5 protein-coding genes and 1 pseudogene are annotated in these 6,400 nt (G+C 71.3%); 3 read left to right on the forward strand and 3 right to left on the reverse strand.

Going from position 1 to position 6,400, the window contains the following annotated elements:
* Window positions 1-79 precede the first annotated feature (79 nt).
* Window positions 80-520: a 50S ribosomal protein L9 gene (rplI, locus tag UK12_RS31425; protein WP_045306612.1), complete on the forward strand. Its 441-nt coding sequence runs from the start codon at window positions 80-82 to the stop codon at window positions 518-520.
* Between the two features lie 172 nt (window positions 521-692).
* Here the strand turns inward: rplI and UK12_RS31430 are convergent, their stop codons facing one another.
* Window positions 693-2,018: an MATE family efflux transporter gene (locus UK12_RS31430; RefSeq protein WP_045306613.1), complete on the reverse strand. Its 1,326-nt coding sequence runs from the start codon at window positions 2,016-2,018 to the stop codon at window positions 693-695.
* A 752-nt stretch (window positions 2,019-2,770) separates the two neighbouring features.
* On the opposite strand from UK12_RS31430, the gene dnaB reads away from it, so the two are divergent.
* Window positions 2,771-4,108: a replicative DNA helicase gene (gene dnaB / locus UK12_RS31435; RefSeq protein WP_442973906.1), complete on the forward strand. Its 1,338-nt coding sequence runs from the start codon at window positions 2,771-2,773 to the stop codon at window positions 4,106-4,108.
* Window positions 4,109-4,194: 86 nt separating this feature from the next.
* Here the strand turns inward: dnaB and UK12_RS31440 are convergent, their stop codons facing one another.
* The gene (locus UK12_RS31440; RefSeq protein WP_045306614.1) at window positions 4,195-5,121 is read right to left on the reverse strand and encodes an amidohydrolase family protein; all 927 of its coding nucleotides are present in this window, start codon (window positions 5,119-5,121) and stop codon (window positions 4,195-4,197) included.
* Between the two features lie 274 nt (window positions 5,122-5,395).
* Here UK12_RS31440 and UK12_RS31445 point away from each other — a divergent pair, with 274 nt between their 5' ends.
* A complete protein-coding gene (locus UK12_RS31445) occupies window positions 5,396-5,959 on the forward strand; it encodes a nuclear transport factor 2 family protein (protein WP_052682355.1) in 564 nt (187 codons plus the stop codon).
* Here UK12_RS31445 and UK12_RS31450 read toward each other — a convergent pair.
* Window positions 5,949-6,400, reverse strand: a pseudogene (locus UK12_RS31450) (mannose-6-phosphate isomerase, class I); the annotation flags it as partial. The gene UK12_RS31445 and the pseudogene UK12_RS31450 sit on opposite strands and share 11 nt — an antisense overlap.

The raw sequence follows: 6,400 nt of genomic DNA on the forward strand, positions 1-6,400 counted from the left end.
CCACGGCCGTGAAGAACAGCCGTGAGATGGCGCTGCTGCCCTACACCTCCACCACGCGCTAAGAGAGGGTGACCGAGTAATGAAGATCATCCTCACGCACGAGGTTCCCGGTCTCGGTAGCGCCGGCGAGGTCGTCGAGGTCAAGGACGGCTACGCCCGCAACTTCCTGGTCCCGCGTGGCTTCGCCATCCGCTGGACCAAGGGCGGTCAGAAGGACGTCGACGCCATCCGTCGCGCCCGGAAGATCCACGAGATCCAGACCCTCGAGGCCGCCAACGAGGTCAAGGCCAAGCTCGAAGGCCTCCAGGTCAAGCTGGCCGTTCGCTCCGGCGACGCCGGCCGCCTGTTCGGCTCGGTGACCCAGGCCGACGTGGTCGAGGCCATCAAGCTCGCCGACGGCCCGGCCGTGGACAAGCGCGCTGTCGCGATCGCCTCGCCGATCAAGACCGTGGGCACCCACAAGGTCTCGGTCAAGCTGCACGCCGACGTCCAGGCGAACATCGACGTCGTCGTCGCCTGAACGAAGCCGTAGCGGCCCGTCAGGGCCTGGCTGTGCACCGAGGGCCGGTCTTCCCCCAGGGGGAGACCGGCCCTCGGTCGTTTCTGCGGGGCGTGGGCTTCGCTGCGGAGGCGGGCCGACGCGGGTGACAGGTGGCCGGATGCGGGCTGCCGGGACGCCCGCCGGGGCCGGGTCAGGCGCGGACCGCGCCGGTGACCAGCCACTGGCCGTTGCGCGCCCGTACGGCGAGGAAGGCCGCCCGGACCAGCATGAACAGGTTCATGGCCCACCAGAGCGCCGTCAGCCCGCCCCCCAGCGCGGGTACGGCCCAGGCCACCGGGGCGAAGACCGCGAGGGTGGCCAGCATCGCCCAGGCCAGGTAGGGGCCGTCCCCGGCGCCCATCAGTACGCCGTCCAGGACGAAGACCACCCCGCCGACCGGCTGGGTGAGCGCGGCCAGCAGCAGGACGTCCGAGAGCTGCTGCTGGACCAGGGGATCCGGGGTGAACAGCGGCACGTACAGCGGGCGGGCCAGCACCACCAGCAGGCCGAGCAGCAGTCCCGCGCCGATGCCCCACTCGACCATCCGCCGGGTGGCGGCCCTGGTCCCGGGGACGTCCCCGGCGCCCAGGTAGCGGCCGATGATCGCCTGACCGGCGATGGCGATGGCATCCAGGGCGAAGGCGAGGAAGCCCCAGAGGGCCATGGCTATCTGGTGCGCCGCCACCGCGGTGTCGCCGAGCCGGGCGGCCACGGCGGTGGCGATAAGCAGGACCCCGCGCAGGCTCATCGTCCGGATCATCAGCGGGCCCCCGGCCTTGGCGCAGGCGCGGATCCCGGCCAGGTCGGGACGGAGCCCCGCGCCCTCGCGGCGCGCCCCGCGAACCACCACCAGCACGTACACGGCGGCCATCGCGGTCTGCGCCAGGACGGTGCCCCAGGCCGAGCCGGCCACGCCGAGTCCGGCGCCGTAGACCAGGCCGAGGTTGAGCAGCAGGTTGGCGGTGAAGCCGCCGATCGCCACCAGCAGCGGAGTGCGGGTGTCCTGGAGGCCGCGCAGCACGCCGGTGGCGGCCAGGACCAGCAGCATCGCCGGTGTCCCCAGGGCGCTGATCCGCAGGTAGGTCACGGCGTACGGGAGGGCGGTGGGGGAGGCGCCGAGGGAGGCGGCCGCCCAAGGGGCCAGCAGCAGCATCAGGGCCACCACGCCGACCGAGAGCAGCAGGGCGAGCCAGATCCCGTCGATGCCCTGCTGGATGGCCGCCCTGCGGTCGCCCGCGCCGATCCGGCGGGAGACGGCGGCGGTGGTCGCGTAGGCGAGGAAGACGAAGGTGGCGGTGGCGGTGGTGAGCCCGGCCGAGGCGATGCCGAGACCGGCCAGCTGGGCGGTGCCGAGGTGTCCGACGATGGCGGAGTCGGCCATCAGGAACAGCGGTTCGGCGACCAGTGCCCCGAAGGCCGGGACAGCCAGGGCGAGAATCTCCCGGTCGTGCCGACGGCGGGTGGGGGCGGTTGTCATGCGGACAAGAGTACTCATCCACAGGTAAGCAGTGCTAGGCGCTTTTATCTATTACTCGAAATCTTGATCGACGGTGGCGCCGCTCGGGGGCGCGGGGCGCGGCCCGGCCTGTGTGAAGAATTTCTCATGCACAGCCGGTGGAAAGAGTTATCGCAGGTCAGCGGGTTGACGGTGGCAGGATTGTGTGGTTATCCACAGTGCTGTCCACAGACTTGTACACAGGTTTGAGGGGGTTCTCCACAGGAGTGGGCCGTTCATCCACACAGCCTGTGGATAACCATCTTGGCCGATCGCCGTCCGGCCCCTTAGCGTGGTCGTCTGACCGCCGCAGCCACCCGTGCGACACCTCCTGCCCGGCGCCCGATTATCCGGCGCGGTGGCGTATGAAAGGGGATGCGCCATCGGCAAGGCCAGCTCCACTCGCACCACTCGCTGATCGGGGAACACGCGTGACCGGCCCCCAGTACGACGACCACGACGTCCCTCCCCCACCGGAGGACGACTGGCAGCCGTCCGACGACGCCTTCCCCCCCGGCCCGTTCTCGGACGGGGCCTTCCCCGACGACCCCTTCCCGGACGGACCGGGCGACCGCCTGCCGGTCAGCCGCCGCCGTGCCGACGGTGACGGCGGTCGCGGCGAGGGCGGCAAGGGCGCCTTCCAGAAGGGTGGCGGTCAGAAGGGCGGCGACCGCAAGGGCGGCGGCTTCGACCGGAAGAAGCGCGAGGACGCCCAGGACGAGGGCCGCTCCGGTGTGGACGGCTTCGAGCGCGTCCCCCCGCAGGACCTGGCCGCCGAGCAGTCGGTCCTCGGCGGCATGCTGCTCTCCAAGGACGCCATCGCCGACGTCGTCGAGGTGCTCAAGCCCGCCGACTACTACCGGCCGGCCCATGAGCTGATCCACGGCGCGATCCTCGACCTCTACGCCAGGGGCGAGCCGGCGGACCCGATCACCGTCGCCGGTGAGCTCACCAAGCGCGGCGAGCTCACCCGGGTCGGCGGTGCCTCGTACCTGCACACCCTGGTCAACTCCGTACCGACCGCCGCCAACGCCGAGTACTACGCCCAGATCGTCCACGAGCGCGCCGTGCTGCGCCGGCTGGTCGAGGCCGGTACCCGGATCGCCGGCATGGGCTACGCCGCCGAGGGCGACGTGGACGAGATCGTCAACGCCGCCCAGGCGGAGATCTACGCCGTCACCGAGCAGCGCACCAACGAGGACTACGCCCCGCTCGCCGACATCATGGAGGGGGCCCTCGACGAGATCGAGGCGATCGGCTCCCGGCAGGGCCAGATGTCCGGTGTCCCCACCGGCTTCGCCGACCTGGACGCGCTCACCAACGGTCTGCACCCCGGGCAGATGATCGTCATCGCGGCCCGTCCCGCCATGGGTAAGTCGACCCTGGCGCTGGACTTCGCCCGCGCCTGCTCGATCCACAACAACCTGCCGAGCGTGATCTTCTCGCTCGAAATGGGGCGCAACGAGATCGCGATGCGCCTGCTCTCCGCCGAGGCCCGGGTCGCGCTGCACCACATGCGCTCCGGCAACATGACCGACGACGACTGGACCAGGGTCGCCCGCCGGATGCCCGACGTCACCAACGCCCCCCTCTACATCGACGACTCGCCGAACCTGTCGATGATGGAGATCCGCGCCAAGTGCCGCCGCCTCAAGCAGCGCAACGAGCTTAAGCTCGTCGTCATCGACTACCTCCAGCTGATGCAGTCGGGCGGCTCCCGCCGGGCCGAGAGCCGCCAGCAGGAGGTCTCCGACATGTCCCGTAACCTCAAGCTGCTCGCCAAGGAGCTGGAGCTCCCGGTCATCGCGCTCTCCCAGCTGAACCGTGGCCCCGAGCAGCGTACGGACAAGAAGCCGATGGTCTCGGACCTCCGCGAATCCGGCTCCATCGAGCAGGACGCCGACATGGTCATCCTGCTCCACCGCGAGGACGCCTACGAGAAGGAGTCCCCCCGGGCCGGCGAGGCCGACCTGATCGTCGCCAAGCACCGTAACGGCCCCACCGCCACCATCACGGTCGCCTTCCAGGGCCACTACTCGCGCTTCGTCGACATGACGCGCGACGTGACCTGAGGCGCGGGGTCCCGAAGTCCGCAGCCTGATCCCGGCTCCGACGGCCGGGTGGTGGCAGAGCTGACGCGGTTCTGGGACCGGCTGGGTCAGGAGCCTGACCCAGCCGGGTGGTGAGGCTCGTTCGGAGGTCCGCTCGCGAGCAGCCGGCGCGCGTTGCGGTTGGTCAGGCGGCGCCAGCTCCCACCTGCGTCCGGTCGCAGTGACCGGTCGAGCATGCCGATCGCCCGGAGCACCTGTTCGTGGCGGGTCCAGGCGTAGTCGCTGCCGTAGAGCAGCCGGTCCTGGCCGGCCACCGAGCGCAGTGCGGCCAGTTGCGGGGCGGACGGCGTGCCCGCCAGGTCGTAGTGGAAGGTGCCGAGCAGTTCGGCCACCGTCCGCCGGTCGGCGGACTCGCCGTGGATCGACCTGAAGAGCTCCACCCGGTCCACGGGCAGCGGCAGTACGCCGCCGGCGTGCGGCACGATGATCCGCAACCGTGGACAGCGCTCGGCGGCCCCGCTGAGGATGAAGTCGACCACGGTGCGCGCGGTGTCGAAGAGGAACTCGATCATCGGCCGCGGCCGGCCCAGGGCGAGGTTCTCGCAGCCGGTGCAGGAGGTCGGGTGGAGCAGCACCACCGCACCGAGCCGGTCGAGTTCGGCGAGCACCGGGTGCAGCCGCGGGTCACCGAGATAGTGGCCGGCGTTGTTGGTCAGCAGGATGACACCGCGGGCGCCGAGCTGGTGGAAGGCCCGGTCGAGCTCGGCCAGCGCGCCGTCGGTGTCTGGCAGCGGCAGCACCGCGAAGTAGCCGAAGCGGTCGGGGCGCCGGGCGGCCGTCGCGGCGGCCACGTCGTTCATCCTGCGGGCCAGCGCCCGGGCGGTGGCGTCGTCGCCGAAGTGCACCCCGGGCGAGGAGAGCGAGAGCAGACTGAACCCGATGCCGGCCTCGTCCATCAGCCGCAGATGCCGCTCGGCGCTCCACCGCGTCCAGTACCGCTCCCGGCAGGCCCGTCCGCCGGTGGCATCCCGCACATCGCGGGCATACCGCCGCGCTATAGCGGGCGCGGGAAACGTGCAGGCGTGGGTTTTCACGCCAGGTGTCCGGGTCTCCCGGGCGATGTCCCCTCGACCTCGGCGGATGACACAGCCCCAGCTCGGCGCCCTGCGTTCGGTCGACCACGGCGAGGCCCACGCGCCGACCGACTCCGGGGTGCCGAGACGGCCTGATCGGCAGTCATGAACGCGTGAGGAGGCGAGTCGGGTGCTTGCTTGACTTCAAGTCAGCTTGAGATTCCATCATGGACGCATGACGAAGACGAACCAGCAGGCACTGACCGATTCGGCCGAACTCGCCATGCTGCGCGAACTGTTGGGCGCGTACGTGGAGCGTGACGCGGTGGCGAAGCTGATCGACCGGTACCTGGCCGGCCTGGACGACCGGGTCCACGACGAGGAGTGGGTCAGGTCGCTGTTCGCCGAGAACGTCCGGCTGGTGTTCCCGGTGGGCACCCGGGAGGGGATCGAGGGGCTGGGGGCGTATCACGCCGAGGTGATGGGGAGGTTCGACCGGACGGTGCACCTCGGCTCGAACTACGGCATCACCGTGCAGGGCGATCGGGCCGTCTTCCAGTTCAACCTGCTCTGCCTGCACGTCCTTTCGGACGAGCTGCACGCGGAGCGCTCGCTCGCTCCGGGCACCACCTTCGAGGTCGCCGGGCGGATGTCCGGCGAGGCCGTGCGGACGCCGGCCGGCTGGCGGTTCGACCTGCTCCGGCTGGAGGTGGTCTGGGCGAAGGGCGAACCGCCGGTCCGGACCGGGCCGTCCGGGGACGCCGGGGACGCCGGGGACGAGGTGCGGATCAGAGCGTGACGGTGGCCCGGAAGACCGTGGCGCCGGGACCGGAGAGTTCGGTGTCGGCGCCGGTCGCGGGGAGGAAGGCGGACTCGCCGCGGGCCAGGGCCAGGGTGCTGCCGTCGGCGGCGGTGAGCTGGGCGGTGCCCTCCGTGCAGAGCAGGATCTGCGGGGCGTCCCCGGCCAGCCGGCGGGCGGCGGTGCCGAGGGCGAAGCGGGAGAGCCGGAACTCGTCGATCGGCACCGGGTACAGCTCCTCGCCGTCGGCGTCGGCCACCGGCCGCAGCACCTCGGGCTTCCCGCCCCGGAAGATCACCACCCGCAGCAGCTCGGGGACGTCCACGTGCTTGGGGGTCAGCCCGCCGCGCAGCACGTTGTCGGAGTTGGCCAGGATCTCGATGCCGAGCCCGCGCAGATAGGCGTGCGGGACGCCCGCGCCGAGGTACAGCGCCTCGCCGG

It is taken from the genome of Saccharothrix sp. ST-888, from assembly GCF_000955975.1.
Taxonomy (GTDB): domain Bacteria; phylum Actinomycetota; class Actinomycetes; order Streptomycetales; family Streptomycetaceae; genus Kitasatospora.